This is a genomic window from Pseudotabrizicola alkalilacus (assembly GCF_003443995.1).
In the GTDB taxonomy this organism is placed as follows: Bacteria; Pseudomonadota; Alphaproteobacteria; order Rhodobacterales; family Rhodobacteraceae; genus Pseudotabrizicola; species Pseudotabrizicola alkalilacus.
Genome location: NZ_QWEY01000002.1, coordinates 132928 through 154722 on the forward strand (window position 1 = coordinate 132928; position 21795 = coordinate 154722).

Sequence of the window (21795 nt, forward strand, 5' to 3'; positions counted from 1 at the left end):
GAATGACGCGGTTGTTCATTGATGCCGATGCCTGCCCGGTCAAGGCCGAGGCCGAGCGGGTGGCGACACGGCTGGGCATTCACATGCTGGTGGTGTCGAACGGCGGCATCCGGCCGTCGCCTAACCCCTTGGTCGAGAGCGTCTTTGTCGCCTCTGGCCCGGACGAGGCTGACAAGTGGATCGCCGAGGCTTGCGGCGTGGGCGATGTGGTGGTCACCGGGGATATTCCGCTGGCGGCAAAATGCGTGGCGGCGGGGGCGCGGGTGGTCAAGCACAACGGCGAAGAGCTGAACACCGCCAACATCGGCATGGTGCTGGCCACGCGCGATCTGATGCAGGATCTGCGCAGCGCCGATCCGTTCCGTCAGGGCGGTGGGCGGCCGTTTTCCAAGGCCGACCGCTCGCGGTTTCTGGATGTGCTGGACCGGACATTGCGGGCAGCGCAGCGTGACGGCGGGGATTGAATTCCGGCGGCGGCCAAGGCTCTATCGTCACAACGGACAAGACAGAGGTGCAGCATGACACAACCCGAGGCAGTGGTTTTTGATATTGGCAATGTGCTGATGTACTGGAACCCGGAAGGGTTCTACGACAAGCGGCTGGGCGAGGCCGAGCGGCGGCGGCTGTTTGCCGAGACGGATGTCGAGGACATGAACATGCGCATTGATGCCGGTGCGCCGTTTCGGGCAACCGTCGAGGCGCATGCCGCCGCGCATCCGGACTGGTCCGAGCATATTCTGTGCTGGTATCACAACTGGATCGAGATGGCGGCACCGCGGATCGAAGGCTCGATCGCGCTGCTGCGTGCGCTGCGGGCCAAGGGCGTTCCGGTGCTGGCGCTGACCAACTTTGGCGATGACACCTTTGCCTATGCCCAAAGCCAGCATGATTTTCTGAGCGAGTTCGACCGCGCCTTTGTGTCCGGTCGGATGGGCGTTATCAAGCCGGATGCCGAAATTTACCGCCAGCTGGAGGCGGCGACCGGGATCGCGCCGGAGCGGCTGATCTTTACCGATGACAAACCCGAGAACATTGACGCGGCGGCGGCGCGGGGCTGGCGGGTGCATCTGTTCACCGGCTGGCAGGGCTGGGCGGAGCGGCTGGTGGACGAGGGGCTGCTGACCCGTGGCGAGGCCGGGCTATGACGGTGCAGATCATCGGGCAAGAGGTCGAGCCGAGCCTGAGCTGGGCCGGGATGACCGCCGCGCTGGAGGCCGGGCACCTGCGGCCACGGGCTGAGATCCGGGATATGGTGCTGCAACGGGACGGGGATACGTTGCTGAACCGGGCGGCATGGATTGACGGTTTGGGGCAGCTGGTCAAGGTGGCGACGGTGTTTCCGGGCAATGGCGGGCTGGGTCTGCCGTCGGTCAACGGGGCGGTGACGCTGTTTGACGACAAGACCGGCGTGCTGACGGCGCTGGTCGATTTTCATTTGGTGACGAAATGGAAGACGGCGGGCGACTCTTTGCTGTCGGCCCGGCGGTTGGCACGAAAAGACTCGCGCCGGATCTTGCTAGTGGGTGCGGGCACGGTGGCGCGTTCGATGGTCAGCGCCTATGCCAGCGTCTTTCCGCAGGCGGAGTTCACGGTCTGGAGCCGGAGCCGGGCCAGTGCCGAAGCGATGGACCTGCCGGTGGCCGAAGATCTGGAGCAGGCGGTAAAAGCGGCGGATATCATCTGCACCTGCACCATGTCGCAAGACTCGCTGGTGCTGGGCGCATGGCTGCAACCGGGGCAGCATCTGGATCTGATCGGGGCCTATACCGCCGCCATGCGCGAGGTCGATGACGAGGCGATGGCGCGGGCGCGGGTGTTTGTTGACAGCCGGGCCACGACGATCGGTCATATCGGCGAGCTGATCGAGCCCATGAAGAGCGGGGCGATGTCTGAGGCTGATGTGATTGCGGATTTCTACGATGATCCGGCGTTTTACAGCCGCCGGTCGGAGGACGAGATCACCATCGCCAAGAACGGCGGCGGGGCGCATCTGGATCTGATGACGGCGGATTACATCGCGAAGATGGCGTAGGGCGGGAGTCATCCCGCCTTTGCCGCGACATAGGGCGGGGTGAACCCCGCCATCCCCCGGATGAGTGCGGCAACGCACGGACCATCACAGGATCGGCAAAAGCCCGCAATGTTTTGCAATGGATGATGCAAGGGTGCATCGGGGCGATTATATGGAAAGCATGAACCGCAGAACCGCCATATTGGCCCCGCTCGCCCTTTTCGCGCTTGGCGCCCCGGCTTTTGCCGCCCGGATTCCGCTGGCCGAGTTGTCCGCCTATCTGAACAGCCTGACGACGGTGCAGGCGGATTTCACCCAGATCAACGGCGACGGCACCATCGCCACCGGCAAGCTGTTTATCCGGCGTCCCGGGCGGATCCGGTTTGAATATGCGCCACCGGATCGTTCGCTGGTGATGGCGGGGGGGCAACAGGTGGCGATCTTTGACGCGAAGTCAAATCAGCCGCCAGAGCAGTATCCGCTGCGCCGCACGCCGCTGAACCTGATTCTGGCGGCGGATGTGAACCTTGGCCGCGCCCGCATGGTCGTGGGACATACCGAGGTGGAGAACACCACCCGCGTCATCGCGCAGGATCCGGAGAACCCGGCCTATGGCACGATCGAGCTGGTGTTTACCGCCAGCCCGGTGGAGCTGCGCCAGTGGATCATCACCGATGATGTCGGCAACAAAACCACGGTCATTCTGGGCGAGATGACAAAGGGCGGTTCGATGCCCGCCTCGTATTTCGACATTACCGCTGAAACACGCAAGCGCGGCCTGTAACGGCCGCGCCTCTGGCGCGTTCAGCGTCGGCCGCAGCTGGTGAGCTGCAGCGCATACATCTCGGACCTGCGCTGCACGCGCCCTGCAACATCGACCAGCCATGGCTTTGCCAGATAGCTTTGCCGGGCAAAGCCGGTGCGGCCTTCGTGATAGGCCAGATACTGGCTTTGGGCATCTGCCTTTGAGATGCCCAGACGTTTTTCGCTCTGGTCCATGTACCAGCCCATGAAATCGGTGGCATCAGAGATCCGGTCCCGGCGGGCGCTGCGGCGGTTCTGCTCTTGCTGGTATTCTTCCCAGGTACCGTCCAGCGCTTGCGAATAGCCATAGGCCGAAGACTGCCGCCCCATCGGAATGATCCCCAGCGCAAACTTGTGCGGGGTCTGGGCATTGCCGATGAATTTCGATTCCTGATGGATGGTCGCCATCTGCACATGGACAGGAATGCCCCATCTGCGTTCGGTCGCCTGCATGGCGCGGAAGTATTGGGGACGCTCACGCACGATGGCGCAGGCGTTTTCCAAATCACGGGGCGCCGAGAATTGACTGCTTCCACCGCCACAGGCAGCCAGCAACAGCAACAACATCGACGCGCGGAGAAGTCTGCTCATCTGCCCCTCGCACGTTTTTCTTTATTACCCCGTACAATAGGGCAAAACCGGGGCGGGGGAAATGGGGCAAGGTGGGCGTTCAGATCAGAAAACCGAGAGTGAGCGGTAAAGTGATCACGGCAAGCAGGGTGGAGGCGATGACCAGCCCCGCCACCGCATCGGCATCGGCGCCATATTTTTCGGCCAGCATGTAAGACGTGACTGCAACCGGCGTGCTGATCTGGAGCACCAACACCGCAAAACCCACCGGGTCGAGCCCGAATAACCGGCCCGCCGCGACGGCGACAGCCACGGTCAGCCCGCCGCGCATCAGCGACAGCCAGACCGCGCGGGTCATCCGCCCCGGCGTCAACCGCGCCACCGCGACCCCCAACGTGATCAGCATCATGGGAATCGCGATCTGCCCCAGCAGCGTCAGCGCATTGGTCAGCCACATTGGCGTTTGCCAGCCCTGCCACAGGAACAGCGCCCCCAGCAGAGTGGCCCACATCGCCGGTTCCTTGACCACCCGCAGCAGCGAGCCGCCGCCTGCGACCAGCCAGATGCCAAAGGTGAAGCTCCAGATCAGCATCACCGCAAAGATCACCACAGCATAGCCCAGGCCCGCCTCGCCAAAGGCAAACAGCGCCAGCGGCAGGCCGACATTGCCGGTGTTGCCGAAGATCAGGGGCGCCAGATACGTGCGCCGGTCCAGCCGCAGCGCCCGGACCACGCCCCATAGGATCACGGTCAGCGCCCCATAGGCGGCAATCGCCGCCAGTGTCACCGCCGTCAGCGCGCCGGGGTCCAGCTCGGTTTTCATCAAGGCGGTAAAGATCAGCGCAGGCACCGACAGCGTCATGGTCAGCCGGGTGATGAACTCCATCCGGTATTCATGGCCGGTCCTGACCCACAGGTATCCGATGGACCCGAGCAGGCCGACCGGGGCCACGATTTCCAGCACTGTGAGGACAAGGACCAACAGTTTGTTTCCCTGTATCAACGCCTGTCAGGTGGACAAGACACTGCCATCGGGATTAATAACCATCATCAGGGGATGCAATGTGATGCTGAGATTAACACCGAAATACCACCTTGGTCAGGTGCTGCGGCATCGCAAACACCCCTTTCGGGGTGTCGTTTTCGATGTGGATGCGATGTTTTCCAACACCGATGAATGGTATGAGAACATCCCCGAAGAAAGCCGCCCGTCAAAGGATCAGCCGTTTTATCACCTGCTGGCCGAAAATGACCAAAGCTATTACGTCGCCTATGTCTCGGAACAGAATCTTGTCCCCGATGAAACCGGCGAGCCTGTCGGCCATCCGGACCTGAGTGATCTGTTCGGCGATTTCGAGGATGGCCGGTATCCGTTGCAGTTTCAGCTGAATTGACTGGCGGGCGTTGACCGGACGGTAACCACTGCACGTTAGCCTTGCGGTGAAACCGGAGGGCAAGAATGCAACTGGACTGTACCCAGACCCCAGATCTGATGATCGTTCATCTGCGCGAAACGCGCCTTGATGCCGCCGGAGCGATTGATTTCAAGGATGGGATGCGCGATCTGACATCGGCAGATGCGCGCCGGGTGGTGCTGGATTTGTCGCGCGTCGGGTTCATCGACAGCTCGGGTCTGGGTGCCGTGGTGGCGGTGCGTAAATTCCTGGGCCCGGACCGACCGCTGGAATTGGCAGGGCTGACCGCTGCAGTGGAAAAGGTGTTTCGCCTGACGCGGATGGATTCTGTGTTCATCATCCATCGTAATGTTCCGGCAGATGCGGGCAGCTTTCGTGATGTCGTCTGACGAGCGGGGAGCTCATACCTGTATTGTCATCGACGCTGATCCGATGGCCGTGCGTCAGGCATTGTGCGCATTGTTCGACCGACTGATGGCCGGCCGGATGAGCGCGGATGCCCGTGACGCCGCCCAGATCGTTCTGGCCGAAGCGCTGAACAACATTGTCGAACACGCCTATGCCCAATCTCCGGGTGAAATCGAGCTGACAATCGACATCTCCGCCCGCGGTCTGAACTGTCGCATCATGGATGCGGGCGCGCCATTGCCGGGCGTGGGCGTGCCGGTGGGGGAGCTTGCCCCGCTGCGCCCCGGTGATGATTTACCCGAAGGCGGCTTCGGCTGGCATTTGATTCGGTCCCTGTCCGAAGATCTGAACTACCGCCGTGAGGGGGAGCGGAATCTCCTGTCATTCCGCATATCGGCGCAACAATACCCGCATTAGCGGCACATTGTTTCCATGGCTTCGGATCTGACGCGAAAGTGCCGCAGTTTCCCCCTAAAACTGACGCGCAGACTGCCGATATTGAACGGGTAGCTGCATAAAGCTTCCCTCGGCGCTGCGGATATTGCCCCCACCCAGTTCGCGGCGCCGAGGTTCCCTATGCTGCGACCTCCCCTAGATGTGCCTCGCCGTGACGTCACAGGGCGCTTTCCCGCATCCTATGGGCAGCGCCTTCAGCCCAACCCCCGCTTGGCGGGATGCAGGCCGGTGTGTTAGGGGCTGGGGCTGTGCGGACCTGCAGGATGGCCGCGCAGGATGGCATGGCTTTGGGATACCGAAATGACCCCTGACTACCAGACGATGCGCAGTGCGATTCTGTCGCTGACCCATGGCGAAACCAATGCGGTGGCGCTGATGGCCACCGTGGCATGCGAGGTGCATCATGCCCACCCGTTCAGCGACTGGACCGGCTTTTACCGCGTGGTGGCGCCCGAGCTGTTGAAGATCGGGCCGTATCAGGGCGGGCATGGCTGTCTGGTGATTCCGTTTTCGCGGGGCGTCTGCGGCGCCTGTGCGCGGACGGGGGAGGTGCAGAACGTGCCTGATGTCGATGCTTTTCCCGGCCATATCGCCTGCGCCTCCTCCACCCGGTCTGAACTGGTTTTGCCGGTGTGGAATGGTGCGGGCACTCTGCTTGGGGTGTTCGATCTGGACAGCAACACCCCGGCGGCCTTTACCACCGCAGATGAGGCGTTTTTCACCGCGCTGCTGGCAGATGTGTTTCGCGATGCAAACTGACAGGCCACGCGTGGCACCGATTGCCGTTTTTGACGGTATGGGGTCGGAACTGCTTTCCCCGATGGCGTTCGCGCCCGGACTCATTGCGGGCCGCCCCATCCGATGACCCGACGCATTGCCCCCGATAACGCCCCCAGCCTGATCCCGGATTTCGGCTATGATCCGCCGGATGTGCCCTTGGCGATCCTGCATGAAGACGCGCATATTCTGGTGGTGGACAAGCCCGCCGGGCTGCTGAGTGTGCCCGGCAAGCTGGAGGGGCGGCAGGATTGCCTGATCACCCGGCTGCAGGCCGCGCGCTGGGATGCACTTTTGGTGCACCGGCTGGATTGCGATACCTCTGGCGTGATGATCTTTGCCCGCACCAAGCAGGCACAGGGCTTTCTGGGGCAGGAATTTGAACAGCGCCGGGCGCGCAAGACTTATATCGCACGGGTCTGGGGGGAAATGGCGGAAGACCGGGGCCATGTCGATCTGCCGCTCGGCAGCGACTGGCCGCGTCGCCCACGGCAGATGGTCGATCATGAAAACGGCCGCCCCGCGCGTACCGATTGGGAGGTGATCGGTCGCCACGACAGCGAAACCCGCGTGCGCCTGCACCCTCTGACCGGGCGCAGCCATCAGTTGCGGGTGCATATGCTGGCCTTGGGGCATGTGATCATCGGCGATCAGATCTATGCAACCGGGCCTGCACGTGACGCCCCGCGCCTGATGCTGCATTCCGAGACGCTGAGCCTGCACCATCCGGCGACGGGGGAATTGGTGACCTTTCGCGCCCCGCTGCCTTTCTGAGCAAATCCGCTTTCCTCTGCGGCTGTTAATAGTTTAAGCATCTGGCATGAGATGGACGTTGCCCAATATTCTGACGGTGATGCGCCTGATTGCTGCGCCCGGCGTTGCGATCATGTTCCTGTATTTCCACCGGCCCTGGGCCGACTGGTTCGCGCTGACCCTGTTTGTGGTGGCCGCCATTACCGACTGGTTTGACGGCTATATTGCCCGGCGCTGGCAGCAGGAATCGAAGTTCGGGGCCATGCTGGACCCGATTGCCGATAAGGCGATGGTGGTGATCGCGCTGGTGATCATCACCGGCTATTCCGGTATGAATCCCTGGTTGATCCTGCCGGTCACCCTGATCCTGTTCCGCGAGGTGTTTGTCTCGGGTCTGCGCGAGTTTCTGGCCGAAAAGGCGGGGCTTCTGAAAGTCACCAAACTGGCCAAATGGAAGACCACGGCACAAATGGTGGCGATTGCGGTGCTGTTTTTGGGCACCGGGCTGGAGCATCTGGAGGGCATCGCGCGGCGCGGGATGACCACCGAACAGTATGCCGGGCTGGTGACGCAGGGTCTTGCCGATCCGCTTCGGTCGTGCGGGGCGCGGGGCTGTTCTTCGGTTGCCACTTTGGTCGGGCTTGGCCTGATCTGGCTGGCGGCCATTCTGACGATGGCAACCGGCTGGGATTATTTCCGCAAGTCGCTGCCCTATCTGAAGGATGACACGCCGTGACGGTCGAGGTTTTGTATTTCGCCTGGGTGCGCGAGCGGATCGGGTTGCCGCGCGAACGGATCGAGACGCAGGCCGCAACCGTGGCGGATCTGATTGCCGAACTGGTCGCGCGGGAAGAGCGCTATGCGCTGGCCTTTGCCGATCTTGCCAGCCTGCGGGTCGCGCTGGATCAGGAGCTGTCGTCGTTTGACGCCCCCCTTGCCGGGGTGCGTGAGGTGGCGTTTTTCCCGCCGATGACGGGCGGCTGAGATGCGGGTATCGGTCCAGAGCGCGCCGTTCGATCTGGGGGCCGAGTCGGTCGCGTTTGCCGCGGGTGCGGCGGGCGCGGGGGCGGTGGTCACGTTTACCGGCATCGTGCGCGACAATGGCGGGACATTGGCCGCGATGGAGATCGAGCATTACCCCGGCATGACAGACCGCGCGATTGCGGCGATGATGGATCAGGCGCGGGCGCGCTGGTCTTTGACCGACGCGCTGGTGATCCACCGCTATGGGCGGCTGGCGGGGGGTGAGATGATCATGATGGTCGCCACAGCGTCGCCGCACCGGGCCGATGCCTTTGCGGCGGCGGAGTTTCTGATGGATTACCTCAAATCCCGTGCGCCGTTCTGGAAAAAGGAACTGGGGCCGGATGGCGCGGTCTGGGTTGCGGCCAAGGATGAGGACGAGGCGGCTCTGCGGCGCTGGTAGCGCGTGGGGCAGGCGGAGGACGCGCGCCGCGCGGGAGTATTTGGCAAGCAGCAATTGCTGGTGGCTTTCTTGCGCGGCTGGGGCGTGTTAGGGCTGGTGCCATGGAACAGTTGCCCAGCAAAGAGCAGATCCTGCAATGGATCACCGAGAACCCCGGCCTGCAGGCCAAGCGTGATATTGCGCGCGCCTTTGGCATCAAGGGGGCGGCGCGGATCGAGTTGAAGCGCATCCTGAAAGAGCTGGAGGATGAGGGGAATGTGGCCAAGCAGGGCCGCAGCTATCGCGATCCTGACAGCCTGCCCCCAGTATCCATTCTGGTGATCATCGGGCCGGATGCGCAGGGCGATGTCTTTGCAAGGCCGATGGAATGGGGTGGCGAGGGTGAGGCCCCGCGCGTGCTGTTCGTGGCGAAAAAGGGCGATCCGGCACTGGCGGCGGGCGACCGGATTCTGGCGCGGCTGTCGCCGGTGGATGTGGGCGAATATCAATACGAGGCGCGGCTGATCCGCCATATCGGCACCAATCCGCTGCGCGTGCTTGGCGTGTTCCGGGCCAATGCCGAAGGCGGGCGGATTGTGCCCGTCGACAAGGGCCAGGACAAGGAATGGCGCGTCGGGCGCGACATGACTTTGGGCGCCAAGGATGGCGAGCTGGTCGAGGGCGAAGCGGTCGGGCGGCGCAATATGGGGCTGCCACAGGCGCGGGTGACGGCGGTGCTGGGCGACCCGTCCGGGCCGCGCGCGGTGTCGCTGATCGCGATCCATCAGCATGGGATCCCGGATCAGTTTCCTGATGCGGTGATTGCCGAGGCGGATCGGGCCGAGCCTGCACCGTTGGAGGGCCGCGATGATCTGCGCGATCTGCCGCTCTTGACCATCGACCCCGCCGATGCGCGCGACCGCGATGACGCTGTTTATGCGGAGCATGACAAGGAACCGGGCAATCCGGGCGGCTTTGTGGTCTGGGTGGCGATTGCCGATGTGGCCTATTACGTGCGCCCCGGCTCGGCTCTGGACCGTGAGGCGAGGAAGCGCGGCAACTCCACCTATTTCCCCGACCGGGTTGTGCCGATGCTGCCTGACGTTTTGTCAGGCGATCTGTGTTCCCTGCATCAGCATGTGGACCGCGCCTGTCTGGCGGTGCGGATGCGGCTGGATGCGCAAGGGGCCAAGATCAGCCACCGTTTCGTGCGCGGCATCATGCGGTCGGTTGCCAGTCTGAGCTATGAGCAGGTGCAGGCGGCGGTGGATGGCAGCCCTGACGAGGTGACCGGACCGCTGCTGGAGCCGGTGTTGAAGCCGCTTTACGCCGCCTATGCCGCGACCAAACTGGCGCGGGCCCTGCGCCAGCCGCTGGATCTGGACCTGCCGGAGCGCAAGATCGAGCTGTCGGAGACCGGCGAGGTCAAGGCGGTGTCGTTCAAGGAGCGTTTTGACGCGCACCGGCTGATCGAAGAGTTCATGATCCTTGCCAATGTCGCGGCGGCGGAAGAGCTGGTGCGGCTGAAAAAGCCGCTGCTGTTCCGGGTGCATGAAGAGCCGACGCCGGAGAAACTGGACAATCTGCGCGAGGTGGCCGAGGCCTCGGGCTTTGTGCTGGCCAAGGGGCAAGTGTTGCAGACCCGGCATCTGAACACGCTGCTGGCGGCGGCGCAGGGGACCGAGTTTGACGAATTGCTGAACATCAGCACGCTGCGCAGCATGACGCAGGCGTATTATTTTCCGCAGAACTTCGGCCATTTCGGTCTGGCGCTGAAGAATTACGCGCATTTCACCAGCCCGATCCGGCGGTATTCCGACCTGATCGTGCATAGGGCGCTGATTGCCGGGCATGGCTGGGGCAAGGACGGGCTGTCGGCGCAGGATGTCGAGGTGCTGGAGGAAACCGCAAAGCTGATTTCCGACAGCGAGCGGCGCAGCATGGCGGCAGAGCGCGACACCACCGACCGCTATCTGGCGGCCTATCTCGCCGACCGGGTCGGGGCAGAGTTCACCGGGCGGATTTCCGGCGTGCAGCGCTTTGGCCTGTTCGTCAAGCTGGATGAAACCGGGGCCGACGGGCTTATCCCGATCCGCAGCATCGGGCGCGAGTTCTATCACTACGATCAGGACAGCCAGACCCTGACCGGGGCCGATACCGGCATGACCATCGGCATCGGGCAACGGGTGACGGTGCGTCTGGCCGAAGCCACGCCGGTCACGGGGGGGATCACGCTGGACCTGTTGACGATCGAGGGCGGCACGATGCCGAAGACGGCGCAGCGCCGGGGCCGCTATGCCCCGCGCAAACCGGGGCAGGCGGCGGCAAAGGACAGCAAACTGAAACGCAAGGTGCTGCGCAAACGGCGTTAGGGTTTGTGGCGGCGGCGGTGGGCGGCGGGAATACGCAGCTCGGCCCGGTATTTGGCGACGGTGCGCCGCGCCAGTGCCGCGCCGTCCTCGCTCAGCGCCTGTGCCAGCGCTTCGTCTGACAGCGGCTGTGTGGTCTCTTCGTCGGCGATCAGCCGGGCCAGCCGGGCGCGCAACGCGGCGGCAGCGGTATCGGCCCCCATGTCCGGCGAGAACATCCGCCGCAGCCACCACGTGCCATGCGGGGTGTCAACCGCAGCGCCCGCCACCACCCGGCTGACGGTCGATTTGTGCAGACCAAGGCTTTGCGCCAGCGTCTGCATGGTCAGTGGGCGCAGGGCAGCCGGGCCCTGGTCCAGCGCTGTGCGCTGATGCGACAGGATCGCCTGCGCCACCGCCAGCAAGGTGGTGTTGCGGCTTTCGACCAGCCGGACCATATCACGCGCGCGTGCGGCCCCCGCTGCGGCCGGATCGACGCTCAGCGCTGGCAGGGAGGAATGGTTGAGGGTGACCAGCCAGCCGCCTTCGCCCTGCCGCACGATCAGATCAGGTTCGCGGAGCGGGCTGGCGATGGTGGCAAAGCTGGCGCCGGGTTTGGGGTTAAAGCTGCGGATCAGGCGAAAGCGGTTGTGGACTTCGGCCTCGGGCGCGCCGGTCAGACGGGCCAGCGCGGCCCAGTCACCGGAGGCGACAAGATCGAGCCGGTCCAGCATCACGCTCAGCACCGGGTCCAGCGCCTCGGCATCAATCGCCTGCAGGCGCAGGCAATCGGCCAGATTGCGGGCAAACAGGCCGGGCGGGTCGATCTGGTGCAGGCGGATCAGCACCCGGTCCACCGCATCAGGACTGACCCCCAGATCGGCGGCGATATCGGCGACAGGGCGACCGAGCCAGCCCGAGGGTTCCAGCGCATCGGCCAGCGCCAGCGCGATGGTGCGGTCGCGCGGGGCGGGCACAAGGCCGGGAATGGCGGACATGACATGCGCGATCAGGCTGGGACCATGGGCGGCAAGGCTTGCCGCCTCGTCCGGGCCGCTGTGGGGCAACACCCCTGACCAGCGCGGCAGCCAGTCGCCTGCGGCCGGCAGCACGGGGTGCAGGCTCAGGGCAGGCGTCTCGGCGGCCTGTTCTTCCAGAAAGTGGGTCAGGCCCGCCGCATCGGCGCGTAGCATACGCAGCGCCGCATGCAGCCCGGTGCTCAGCTGCAGCCGCTGGGTCTGGCTGACCCCCATTTTTGCGCGCACTTTCATGGCGGGCAGGGTAGGGTGTTGACCTGTCCTCAGGCAAGCGGCATTGCGCGGGGAAGGGTGGCACCATGCCGCATTATCCGCAAAAGTGGTCCGGTTCCGCTCGCCGTTGCCGGGGCGAACGCATAGGGTCGGGCGAGCCCTGACAAAAGTGATCCCGTTGATGTTGATGCCTCCGCTGCCCCTGACCCGTGACATTGTGCTGATCGGCGGCGGGCATGCCCATGCGCTGGTGCTGCGGATGTGGGGGATGGACCCGCTGCCGGGGGCGCGGATCACGGTGATCAATCCCGGCCCGGTCGCCCCCTATACCGGCATGCTGCCGGGGGCTGTTGCCGGGCACTACACGCGCGACGCGATGATGATTGATCTGGTGCGGCTGGCGCGCTTTGCCGGGGCGCGGGTGGTGCTGGACCGGGCTTGCGGGATCGACCGGGCGGCGGGGCAGGTGGTGCTGATCTCGGGGCGGCGGCTACGCTATGATGCGGCGTCGATCGACATCGGCATCGCATCGGACCTGCCTGACGTGCCGGGCTACGCCGCGCATGGGGTCGCGGCCAAGCCGCTGGGCACCTATGCCGCGCGGTGGGAGGATTTTGTTCAGACCTGTGGCCCCGCGCCGCAGCTGGTCATCACCGGCGCAGGTGTCGGCGGTGTGGAACTGGCGCTGGCCTCGGCCCACCGGCTGCGCACGGCGGGCAAGGCCCCGTGCATCACGCTGCTGGAGCGCGGGGCGCAGGCCTTGCCGGGGGTGTCGGCGGGCACGCGCAACACCCTGCTGGCGGCGCTGCACGATCATGGCGTGCAGCTGCTGACGGGAGTCAGCGCTGCGCAGGTGCTGGCGGATGCGGTGCTGCTGACCGATGGGCAGCGTCTGGCCTCGGATTTCACGCTGTCGGTGGCGGGGGCGCGCCCGCAAAGCTGGCTGGCGCAGACCGGGCTGACGCTGACCGATGGCTTTGTCGATGTGGGGTCGACGCTGCAAAGCTCTGATCCTGCGATCTTTGCGGTAGGCGATTGCGCACATCTGAGCCATGCGCCGTGTCCCAAGGCCGGGGTGTTTGCGGTGCGCGAGGCGCCGTTCCTGCTGCACAATCTGCGCGCGGCTGTGTCGGGCGGGGCGATGCGGCGCTATCATCCGCAGCGCGATTACCTGAAACTGGTCTCGGTCGGCGGCAAGGTGGCGGTGGCCGACAAGTTCGGCCTGCGCTCGGGCGGGGGCTGGTTGTGGGGGCTGAAAGACCGGATCGATGCGAAGTTCATGGCAAAGTTCGCCACCTATCCGGCGATGCCCCGGCCGGCGTTGCCGCAGCCGCATGCCAGCGGGCTGGCCGAGGCCATCGGTGACAAGCCGATGTGCGGCGGCTGCGGGGCCAAGGTGGGGGCGGGCGCTTTGCGCGCCGCGCTGGGCGGTTTAGCTGCGCCGCAGCGGGCCGATGTGCTGTCAGGGCCGGGCGATGATGCGGCGCTGCTGCGCATCGGCGGGCAGCAGCAGGTGATCACCACCGACCATCTGCGCAGCTTTTGCCACGACCCGGCGCTGATGGCGCGGCTGGCGGCGGTGCATGCGCTGGGCGACATCTGGGCGATGGGCGCGGACCCGCAGGCGGCGCTGGCGCAGATCACCCTTCCGCGCCTGTCAGATGCCTTGCAGGCCGATATGCTGGCCGAGGTGATGCAGGCCGCAAGTGCGGTGTTCCGCGCCGCCGGGGCCGATGTGGTGGGCGGGCATTCCTCGGTCGGCGATGAGCTGACGATCGGTTTTACCGTGACCGGGCTGCTGACCGGACCGGCGCGGCTGAAACGCGGGGCGCAGCCGGGGGATGCGATTGTACTGACAAAGCCTTTGGGCAGCGGCGTGGTACTGGCGGCGGAAATGGCGCTGGTGCAGCCAAGGCTGGAGCGGACGGGCGGGCTGATGATGGGCGAGATCTGGGCCGCCTGCATCGCCAGTATGGAGCGGCCTTTGGCCCCTGCGGCGGTCCTCCTGAGGGCGCGGGCCCATGCGATGACTGATGTGACCGGCTTTGGTCTGGCGGGCCATCTGTGGGAGATGCTGGAGCCGTCTGGCCTTGGGGCGGAGCTGTCACTCGCCGCGTTGCCGCTGTTGCCGGGGGCCGAGGGGCTGGCGGCGCAGGGTGTCGCCTCCACCCTCGCGCCGTCCAACCGCGCAGCGGTGGGCTGGCAGGTGGAGGGCGGGGCGGGGCCAAGGGTTGATCTGCTGTTCGACCCGCAGACCTGTGGCGGCCTGCTGGCCTGCGTGCCTGCGGCTGAGGTGGAGACCGTGCTGGCAGAGATGGCGGCTGCGGGTGAACTGGCGGTGCGGATCGGTACGGTGACGGCCGGGCCGGGGCGCATTGTCTTGGACTGACAGTGCGCTGGGCTGGCGACGGATGCGCTCCGCGCGGGAGTATTTGGCAAGCAGCAATCCGGCAGGAGTCAGGGCTGGTGGACCGCGTCGGCAATGCGGCGGGCCAGCGCGGGCAGGCTCTCGGGGTCAAGGCTTGCTGTCTGCAGCTCGGTCACGCTTTGCGTGCTGCGGGAGCGGTGTTTGGCGTAGCGCGGGTCATAATGGTGCTGCATCAGATCGGCGGCTAGCGCGGTGAATTGGCCGCTGTCAGCCAGCGACTGCCACTCGGCGATCAGATTTGCGGGATGCGAGGGTTTCAGCTGGTTCAGAACTGCCGTCAGCCGCGCGGTATCAGCGGCAATGTCGGCATAGGCTTCGGTCAGGTAGCGGGCACGCGCCTCCAGCGGGGCGGTTATCGCGATGCGCGGAGCCTGCGCCATGGCGCGCCAGAGGGTGGCGGGCAGGCTCAGGCTGCCAATCTTTGAGCTTTCCGCCTCGATCACCACCGGGCGGGCCGGGTCCAGCCGGGCGATGGCCAGCGCCAGCTGCCCCTCAAAACTGCGCTGCGAGGGTTGCGGGCCTGTGGCCCCGAACAACGAGCCGCGATGGCAGGCCAGACCTTCGAGGTCGATCACCTGCACCCCCATGGCCGGCAGATGCGCCAGCAGGTCGGTCTTGGCGCTGCCGGTATTGCCGTCGAGCACGGTCACCGGGCAGGGAAACGGATGATCCTGCAACGCGGCCACCACCAGCCTGCGCCAGCTTTTGTAGCCGCCGCTGATCAACTGCACCCGCCAGCCGATCTGTGACAGGATGGTGGCGAAGGAGCCCGAGCGTTGCCCGCCGCGCCAGCAATAGACCAGCGGCTGCCACCCGCCGGGTTTGTTCGCCAATGGCCCCATGAGATGCCCTGCGGCGTTTTTCGCCACCAGCGCCGCGCCAAGCTTGCGCGCGTCAAACGGCGAGACCTGTTTGTAGATCGTGCCGACGCGGGCGCGTTCGGCATCATCCAGCACCGGCAAAGAGATCGCGCCCGGCAGGTGGTCATCGGCAAACTCTGCCGGGGCCCGCACGTCGATGATGTCATCAAAACGCAGGGCCAGCACATCGGCCAGTGAGGTCAGTTCTACGGCCATCATGCGCCCCGTTTCCGGCCGCAGCATGGGCGGGATCTCGGCGGGGTGCAAGGCCGGGGTGAAGGTTGGCCGCAGCGTGACCCCGGCGCTTCATCCGGGCCTGAGCCCAGTGCCGGTCGAGCGCTCAGGCCAGCGCCGCCACGCGCGGATGGCAGGGGCAGGTCACCAGATGGTCATTGACCATGCCCGTCGCCTGCATGAAGGCATAAACGATGGTCGGCCCGCAAAAGGTGAAGCCCTCGGCCTTCAGCGCTTTTGACATCGCCTGTGAAACCGGGGTCTGGGCGGGCACTTGGGAAAGGCTTTGCCATTGGTTCTGCTGTACTTTTCCATCCTGAAAAGCCCAGATGAAATTTGAAAACCCCTCGCGCTGCTCGATCCGCAGCCAGGCTTGCGCAGAGCGGATGGTGCCCGCGATCTTGCCCCTGTGCCGCACGATGCCGGGATCTGCCAACAGGCGGGTGATGTCTTCCTCGCCCCAATGGGCGATGATTTCGGGGCGGAATCCTTTGAATGCCGCGCGAAAACTGTCACGCTTTTTCAGGATCGTGATCCAGCTTAACCCGGCCTGAAAGCCATCGAGGATCAGCTTTTCCCACAAGGCACGCCCGTCCCGCTCGGGCCTGCCCCATTCATGGTCATGATAGTCCATGTAAATCTGTTCTGTCCCGCACCAGCCACAGCGCAAAGATGCCATGTTGTCCATTGTCCGTTACCCGTTTGCCCGTGATCATGACAATTGGAACAAAATACGAAACTTTACGCAAGCTTTACCCTTCTGGTGTCATCGTGAGACAGTGTTGAGCGAAAGGGCGCGACATGACCCAAAAGCCACTCCTGTTACAGGATGTACCGCACACGATTGCCAGCCCGCTGGCCTTTGCCGTTGCGGAAAATGATCGTGAAACCATCGCCATGGTACGGGATGCCCTGCGCACGGGGCGGATGCGTCTGGCCTATCAGCCCGTGGTCCTTTCGGTCGACACTACACGAATTGCCTTTTACGAAGGGTTGATCCGGGTGATGGACCCTTCGGGTCGGCCTATCCCGGCACAGGATTTCATGGCTGCAGCAGAGACGGATGAAACCGGACGCGAAATTGATTGTGCTGCGCTGGCCATGGGACTGGCGACGCTGGCGCAGCAACCCCAGATCCGTCTGTCGATCAATATGTCTGCCCGTTCAATCGGTTATCCGAAATGGACCGCAATCTTGCGCGACGCTCTGCGCAAACATCCCGGTATGGGGGAGCGGCTGATCCTAGAGATCACCGAAAGTTCGGCCATGATGGTGCCGGAAATCGTGTCAACGTTCATGAGTGGGCTTCAGTCCGAGGGAATTGCCTTTGCGCTGGATGATTTTGGCGCGGGCTTCACTGCCATTCGCTACTTCAAGGATTTTGCCTTCGATATTCTGAAAATTCATGGCGAGTTCATCCGGAACATTCATGCTGACGCCGACAATCAGGTTGTGACCGCGGCTTTGCTGGCGATTGCCCGGCAGTTCGATATGCTCTGTGTTGCTGAATCTGTCGAAACGCTGGCCGATGCCCAATATCTTCAGGCGCTGGGGGTGGATTGCCAGCAAGGCTATCTGTTTGGCACGCCCTCCGTGACGCCGGTTTGGGCTGACATTTTCCTGAACCGCACGGCCTGACCCGGCTTTGTTGACGCAGGGTCGCATCTGCAGCGCAAGAATCTTGCGCTTTGCAGCATGGCGGCTTAGGTCAAAAGAGAAGGTGGAGGAAAGGCCCTCCGCTGCCTTGGCCAAGGGAGAGAGATCATATGACCAATGTCGTAATCGTTGCCGCGGGACGGACCGCAGTTGGCAGCTTCAATGGCGCCTTCGCCAACACGCCTGCCCATGATCTGGGAGCCGCCGTGATCGCGGCAGTGGTGGACCGTGCCGGGATCGACAAGGCCGAAGTTGAAGAGACCATTCTTGGTCAGGTGCTGACCGCAGGTCAGGGCCAGAACCCCGCGCGTCAGGCGCATATCAAGGCCGGTCTGGCGAAAGAGGCCAGTGCCTGGTCGCTCAATCAGGTCTGCGGCTCGGGCCTACGGGCTGTGGCGTTGGGCGCGCAGCATGTCCAGTTGGGGGATGCGCGCATCGTTGTGGCGGGCGGTCAGGAAAACATGTCGCTGTCCCCCCATGTTGCGCATCTGCGCGCCGGCCAGAAGATGGGCGATCTGAATTTTATCGATTCGATGATCCGCGACGGGCTGTGGGATGCGTTCAACGGCTATCACATGGGCCAGACCGCCGAAAACGTCGCCAACCAGTGGCAGATTTCGCGCGACATGCAGGACGAATTTGCTCTGGCCAGCCAGAACAAGGCTGAAGCCGCGCAAAAGGCGGGCAAGTTCAAGGATGAGATCATCGCCTTTACCGTGAAGACCCGCAAAGGCGACACGGTGGTGGATCAGGATGAATACATCCGCCACGGCGCTACGCTTGACAGCATGGCCAAACTCCGCCCGGCCTTTGCCAAGGATGGTTCGGTCACTGCGGGCAACGCGTCTGGTCTGAACGATGGTGCCGCTGCGGTGTTGTTGATGACCGAGGAAGAGGCCGCCAAACGCGGGCTGACCGTCATCGCCCGCATCGCCTCTTACGCGACCGCCGGGCTTGACCCGTCGATCATGGGCGTTGGCCCGATCCATGCCTCGCGCAAGGCGCTGGGCAAGGCAGGCTGGTCGGTTGGCGATCTGGATCTGGTGGAGGCGAATGAAGCCTTTGCCGCACAGGCCTGTGCGGTGAACAAGGATATGGGCTGGGATCCGTCGATCGTGAACGTCAACGGTGGCGCCATTGCGATCGGCCACCCGATCGGGGCTTCGGGTTGTCGTATCCTGAACACGCTGCTGCATGAAATGACACGGCGCGATGCCAAAAAGGGTCTGGCGACCCTGTGCATCGGAGGCGGCATGGGTGTCGCCATGTGCCTGGAGCGTTAAAAGAAATTAGGACAATAACTGCGCAATGGGCGCGCAATAATCTTGCGCGCCCATTGTCTTAACGATAGCTATATTTCAAGGATTGCCAGAATAGGGAGGATACCATGGCTCGTGTTGCATTGGTTACGGGGGGGTCGCGCGGGATTGGCGCGGCGATTTCCGTAGCTCTGAAAGCCGCTGGCTATACGGTTGCCGCGAATTACGCCGGCAATGAAGAGGCGGCAAACGCCTTTACCAAGGAAACCGGAATCCCGACCTATAAATGGTCCGTGGCTGATTATGATGCCTGCGCTGCTGGCATCAAGCAGGTGGAGGCGGATCTTGGCCCCGTCGATGTGCTGGTCAACAACGCGGGAATCACCCGCGACTCGATGTTCCACAAAATGACCCCCGGGCAGTGGAAAGAGGTGATCGACACCAACCTGAGCGGGCTGTTCAACATGACCCATCCGCTGTGGTCTGGCATGCGTGACCGCAAATTTGGCCGGGTGATCAACATCAGTTCCATCAATGGGCAAAAGGGGCAGGCGGGGCAGGCGAACTATTCCGCCGCCAAATCGGGCGATCTGGGGTTCACCAAGGCATTGGCACAAGAGGGCGCACGGGCGGGCATCACCGTGAATGCGATCTGCCCCGGCTATATCGGTACGGAAATGGTGCGCGCGATTGATGAAAAAGTGCTGAATGAACGCATCATTCCGCAAATTCCGGTGGGCCGTCTGGGCGAACCCGAGGAAATCGCGCGTTGCGTCGTCTTTCTCGCGGCCGAGGATGCAGGGTTCATCACCGGTGCCACCATCAGCGCGAACGGCGGTCAGTACTTCGTCTGATACCACAGACAAAAAGCAAAGGGCCGTCCCGGTTGGGGCGGCCCTGTTCTGTCAGGCTTTGGTCAGTCACGCTTTGGCGGCATTGCCGAACGGCTTGCGGCGGAAAAAGCTGGCAATGCTTCGCGCCAGATCTGTAAGGGCTTTTGCCCGCAGCACACGCGCCTCGCGCATGATGGCGTCGTGATCGAGTTTGACTGTCGGTTCGAACATCGGACATTCCTTTATGGATATGTCCTCCCTGCCTTTGAAAATGCCAGTCAGGTCAGCAGTTTGCAAGTGCAGAACCCATGCGTTTTGCGCAAGCCCGCTGCCCGTGAGGTGCAAGCGCGGGCTTGACCTTGGCGCGTGGCTCGCGTTTGGTCCGTGGCTGCACAGGGGCCGGGAGAGGGCAATATCGTGACGCAAGGCAGGGCCACCACCATCGGGTTTTCCGCCGTTCTGATGTGGGCGCTGCTGGCGCTGTTCACCATCGGATCGGCCCCGGTGCCGCCGTTTCTGCTCAACGCGCTTTGCTTTGGCATCGGCGGCGGAATCGGGCTGATCTGGACCGCGCGGCGCGGCTTTGCTGTGCTGCGCACCGTGTCGTGGACGGTCTATGCCTTTGGCACGCTGGGCCTGTTTGGCTATCATTTTTTGTATTTCACCGCCTTTCGCATCGCGCCGACCGCCGAAACCGGCTTGATCGCTTATTTGTGGCCGCTGTTCATCGTGCTGTTCTCTGGCTTGTTGCCGGGCGAGAGATTGCGGGCGCTGCATATCATCGGCGCGCTGGTGGCCTTTGCCGGGGCGGCGCTCATCGTGCTGCGGGGCGGGGTCGACCTTGGCGGTGCGTCGGCCCCCGGTCTCGTTCTGGGCTTTGGCTGCGCGGTCACTTGGGCGGCATATTCGGTGCTGTCGCGCCGTCTGGGCAAGGTGCCGACCGAAAGCGTCACCGTGTTCTGTCTGGCCACCGCCGCGCTGTCATTGGTGGCGCATCTGGCGCTGGAAGACACGGTGTGGCCAGAAAACACGCTGGGTTGGCTGGCCGTGCTGGCGCTGGGGCTTGGCCCGGTGGGGCTTGCGTTTTTCACCTGGGACATCGGGATGAAAAGAGGCGACATCCAGCTTCTGGGTGTCGCCTCTTATGCTGCGCCTTTGCTGTCGACGCTGGCGTTGATCGCTGCTGGGATCACACCTGCCACCCCGGTTATCGGGGCGGCTGCTCTGCTGATCGCCGGGGGCGCAGCCCTGGCAGCGCGCGCAAGCGCTACCGGGGCAAAGTCACGCTGACGTCACGCCTGCATAAGGCGGGTGATCTCTTCCTTCAGCTTCATTTTCTGTTTCTTCATGTCGGCGATCTTCAGTGCATCCGTTGCCGGGCTGCGCTGCTCACGCTCCACCTGTTCCGAGAGGTGCTCATGCTTGCGGCGCAATTCCTGCAGGTGCGAAGCAACGGTCATATTAACCCTCCTATGGTCGGTTCTAACATGACGATTGCATCACAAGAGCTGAGTCGTGTCGCCCAAAATCGACAGTCCGATCACGCGGATTACAGCAAATTCAGCGAAAGCGCGCCAAAAGGTCGCTGCCATTGCGCAGGACATCGCTCGCCTCTGGCGTGTAGCTCTCCCGGTCGCCGTTATGGGTCAGCCCGGCATGAATCACAAACGGAGCCAGCAAACGGAACGCCCCGCGCCCGCCCTTGCGCGCCTGCACGATGATGCGCAACGCTCTGCGGCCCTCACGCGGGGCCAGCGGCAATACGGCGGTCGACCCCAGTTTTGCCATTCCCGCCAGCACCGCAGGCAGCCCGTCGGTGCCGCAGATCAGCGTCAGCCAGCCGCCGGGGGCCAGTCTGCGTGCGCCGGCCTGCACCCAGTCACCCAACGGCAGATCGACCTGCATCGCCCGCGCGCGCTCCGGCACCGGCGACCGGGTGCCCTCGGGCGGGTAATAGGGCGGGTTCATGATCACATGGTCAAAGTCGATGCGCAGGGCTGCGGGCATCTGCGCCAGATCGCCGTCATGTACCTGCATCGCGATGCCGTTGCGCGCGGCGTTGCGCCGGGCCAGCTCGGCATAGCCGGGCTGCACCTCCAGCCCCCAGAGCTGCGCGCCGGGCACCCGCGCGCCCAGACACAGGCTGGCCGCCCCGGCACCGCAACCGATATCCAGCACCCGCTCCCCCACCTGCGCCGGGCAGGCGGCGGCGAGCAGGACCGGATCGGTCGCAGCCCGATACCCCCGGACCGGCTGCAACAGGTTCAGCTTGCCGCACAGGAACTTGTCATCGGTCAGATCGGCATCGGCAAACATCGGGGGTCACAA

At 64.0% G+C, this 21795-nt stretch carries 26 protein-coding genes; 18 read left to right on the forward strand and 8 right to left on the reverse strand.

The window, feature by feature from the left end; genetic code table 11:
- The first annotated feature begins 2 nt into the window (after positions 1-2).
- The 4 genes from D1012_RS04580 (at position 3) to D1012_RS04595 (ending at position 2795) form a co-directional block, all read left to right on the forward strand.
- A complete protein-coding gene (locus tag D1012_RS04580; protein WP_118150178.1) occupies positions 3-464 on the forward strand; it encodes a YaiI/YqxD family protein in 462 nt (153 codons plus the stop codon).
- Between the two features lie 54 nt (positions 465-518).
- The gene (locus D1012_RS04585; protein ID WP_118150179.1) at positions 519-1145 is read left to right on the forward strand and encodes an HAD family hydrolase; all 627 of its coding nucleotides are present in this window, start codon (positions 519-521) and stop codon (positions 1143-1145) included.
- Positions 1142-2032, forward strand: a complete 891-nt coding sequence (locus D1012_RS04590) for an ornithine cyclodeaminase family protein (RefSeq protein WP_118150180.1) — start codon at positions 1142-1144, stop codon at positions 2030-2032. The genes D1012_RS04585 and D1012_RS04590 overlap by 4 nt, the downstream gene beginning before the upstream one ends.
- Positions 2033-2192: 160 nt before the next feature.
- Complete coding sequence (locus tag D1012_RS04595; protein ID WP_118150553.1) at positions 2193-2795, forward strand: LolA family protein; 603 nt, start codon at positions 2193-2195, stop codon at positions 2793-2795.
- Between the two features lie 20 nt (positions 2796-2815).
- Here the strand turns inward: D1012_RS04595 and D1012_RS04600 are convergent, their stop codons facing one another.
- Positions 2816-3406, reverse strand: coding sequence for a transglycosylase SLT domain-containing protein (locus D1012_RS04600; protein ID WP_118150181.1), 591 nt, complete (start codon positions 3404-3406; stop codon positions 2816-2818).
- A gap of 79 nt (positions 3407-3485) precedes the next feature.
- A complete protein-coding gene (locus D1012_RS04605) occupies positions 3486-4367 on the reverse strand; it encodes an AEC family transporter (protein WP_118150554.1) in 882 nt (293 codons plus the stop codon).
- Between the two features lie 85 nt (positions 4368-4452).
- On the opposite strand from D1012_RS04605, the gene hspQ reads away from it, so the two are divergent.
- From hspQ to rnr, 9 genes are all read left to right on the forward strand, one after another.
- Entirely contained in the window at positions 4453-4779 is a 327-nt protein-coding gene (hspQ, locus tag D1012_RS04610; protein ID WP_118150182.1) for a heat shock protein HspQ, read from the forward strand.
- Positions 4780-4844: 65 nt separating this feature from the next.
- Complete coding sequence (locus D1012_RS04615; protein WP_118150183.1) at positions 4845-5189, forward strand: STAS domain-containing protein; 345 nt, start codon at positions 4845-4847, stop codon at positions 5187-5189.
- A complete protein-coding gene (locus D1012_RS04620) occupies positions 5161-5625 on the forward strand; it encodes an ATP-binding protein (RefSeq protein WP_158569203.1) in 465 nt (154 codons plus the stop codon). The genes D1012_RS04615 and D1012_RS04620 overlap by 29 nt, the downstream gene beginning before the upstream one ends.
- Positions 5626-5964: 339 nt before the next feature.
- On the forward strand, positions 5965-6423 hold the full coding sequence (locus tag D1012_RS04625; protein ID WP_118150555.1) for a GAF domain-containing protein: 459 nt from the start codon (positions 5965-5967) through the stop codon (positions 6421-6423).
- Positions 6424-6525: 102 nt separating this feature from the next.
- Positions 6526-7215 carry a pseudouridine synthase gene (locus tag D1012_RS04630; protein ID WP_118150185.1) on the forward strand — a complete coding sequence of 230 codons (690 nt, stop codon included), beginning with the start codon at positions 6526-6528 and terminating at the stop codon, positions 7213-7215.
- Between the two features lie 46 nt (positions 7216-7261).
- Positions 7262-7930 (forward strand): CDP-diacylglycerol--glycerol-3-phosphate 3-phosphatidyltransferase, encoded by a 669-nt coding sequence (gene pgsA / locus D1012_RS04635; protein ID WP_118150186.1) that lies wholly within the window; start codon positions 7262-7264, stop codon positions 7928-7930.
- Positions 7927-8178, forward strand: coding sequence for a molybdopterin converting factor subunit 1 (moaD, locus tag D1012_RS04640; protein ID WP_118150187.1), 252 nt, complete (start codon positions 7927-7929; stop codon positions 8176-8178). Before pgsA ends, moaD begins: the two co-directional genes overlap by 4 nt.
- 1 nt (position 8179) lies before the next feature.
- Positions 8180-8620, forward strand: coding sequence for a molybdenum cofactor biosynthesis protein MoaE (locus D1012_RS04645; RefSeq protein ID WP_118150188.1), 441 nt, complete (start codon positions 8180-8182; stop codon positions 8618-8620).
- Positions 8621-8721: 101 nt separating this feature from the next.
- Entirely contained in the window at positions 8722-10971 is a 2250-nt protein-coding gene (rnr, locus tag D1012_RS04650) for a ribonuclease R (RefSeq protein ID WP_118150189.1), read from the forward strand.
- Here rnr and rpoN read toward each other — a convergent pair.
- On the reverse strand, positions 10968-12218 hold the full coding sequence (gene rpoN, locus D1012_RS04655; RefSeq protein WP_118150190.1) for an RNA polymerase factor sigma-54: 1251 nt from the start codon (positions 12216-12218) through the stop codon (positions 10968-10970). The genes rnr and rpoN overlap by 4 nt on opposite strands.
- A gap of 160 nt (positions 12219-12378) precedes the next feature.
- Between rpoN and selD the strand changes: the two genes are divergently transcribed.
- Positions 12379-14586, forward strand: coding sequence for a selenide, water dikinase SelD (gene selD / locus D1012_RS04660; RefSeq protein ID WP_118150191.1), 2208 nt, complete (start codon positions 12379-12381; stop codon positions 14584-14586).
- Positions 14587-14654: 68 nt separating this feature from the next.
- Here the strand turns inward: selD and mnmH are convergent, their stop codons facing one another.
- Positions 14655-15701, reverse strand: coding sequence for a tRNA 2-selenouridine(34) synthase MnmH (mnmH, locus tag D1012_RS04665; protein ID WP_118150556.1), 1047 nt, complete (start codon positions 15699-15701; stop codon positions 14655-14657).
- A gap of 124 nt (positions 15702-15825) precedes the next feature.
- Positions 15826-16398, reverse strand: coding sequence for a DNA-3-methyladenine glycosylase I (locus tag D1012_RS04670; protein ID WP_118150557.1), 573 nt, complete (start codon positions 16396-16398; stop codon positions 15826-15828).
- 122 nt (positions 16399-16520) lie between these two features.
- Between D1012_RS04670 and D1012_RS04675 the strand changes: the two genes are divergently transcribed.
- The 3 genes from D1012_RS04675 (at position 16521) to D1012_RS04685 (ending at position 19488) form a co-directional block, all read left to right on the forward strand.
- Positions 16521-17357, forward strand: a complete 837-nt coding sequence (locus D1012_RS04675) for an EAL domain-containing protein (protein WP_118150192.1) — start codon at positions 16521-16523, stop codon at positions 17355-17357.
- A gap of 128 nt (positions 17358-17485) precedes the next feature.
- Positions 17486-18658: an acetyl-CoA C-acetyltransferase gene (locus D1012_RS04680; RefSeq protein WP_118150193.1), complete on the forward strand. Its 1173-nt coding sequence runs from the start codon at positions 17486-17488 to the stop codon at positions 18656-18658.
- A 104-nt stretch (positions 18659-18762) separates the two neighbouring features.
- Entirely contained in the window at positions 18763-19488 is a 726-nt protein-coding gene (locus D1012_RS04685) for a beta-ketoacyl-ACP reductase (protein ID WP_118150194.1), read from the forward strand.
- Positions 19489-19554: 66 nt separating this feature from the next.
- On the opposite strand, the gene D1012_RS22600 is transcribed toward D1012_RS04685, so the two are convergent.
- Positions 19555-19698: an RSP_7527 family protein gene (locus tag D1012_RS22600; protein WP_158569205.1), complete on the reverse strand. Its 144-nt coding sequence runs from the start codon at positions 19696-19698 to the stop codon at positions 19555-19557.
- Positions 19699-19884: 186 nt separating this feature from the next.
- Between D1012_RS22600 and yddG the strand changes: the two genes are divergently transcribed.
- Positions 19885-20757, forward strand: a complete 873-nt coding sequence (gene yddG, locus D1012_RS04690; RefSeq protein WP_118150558.1) for an aromatic amino acid exporter YddG — start codon at positions 19885-19887, stop codon at positions 20755-20757.
- A gap of 2 nt (positions 20758-20759) precedes the next feature.
- Here yddG and D1012_RS04695 read toward each other — a convergent pair whose 3' ends face one another.
- A complete protein-coding gene (locus tag D1012_RS04695) occupies positions 20760-20927 on the reverse strand; it encodes a YdcH family protein (protein ID WP_118150195.1) in 168 nt (55 codons plus the stop codon).
- 100 nt (positions 20928-21027) lie between these two features.
- On the reverse strand, positions 21028-21783 hold the full coding sequence (locus tag D1012_RS04700; RefSeq protein WP_118150196.1) for a tRNA1(Val) (adenine(37)-N6)-methyltransferase: 756 nt from the start codon (positions 21781-21783) through the stop codon (positions 21028-21030).
- Between the last annotated feature and the right edge of the window lie 12 nt (positions 21784-21795).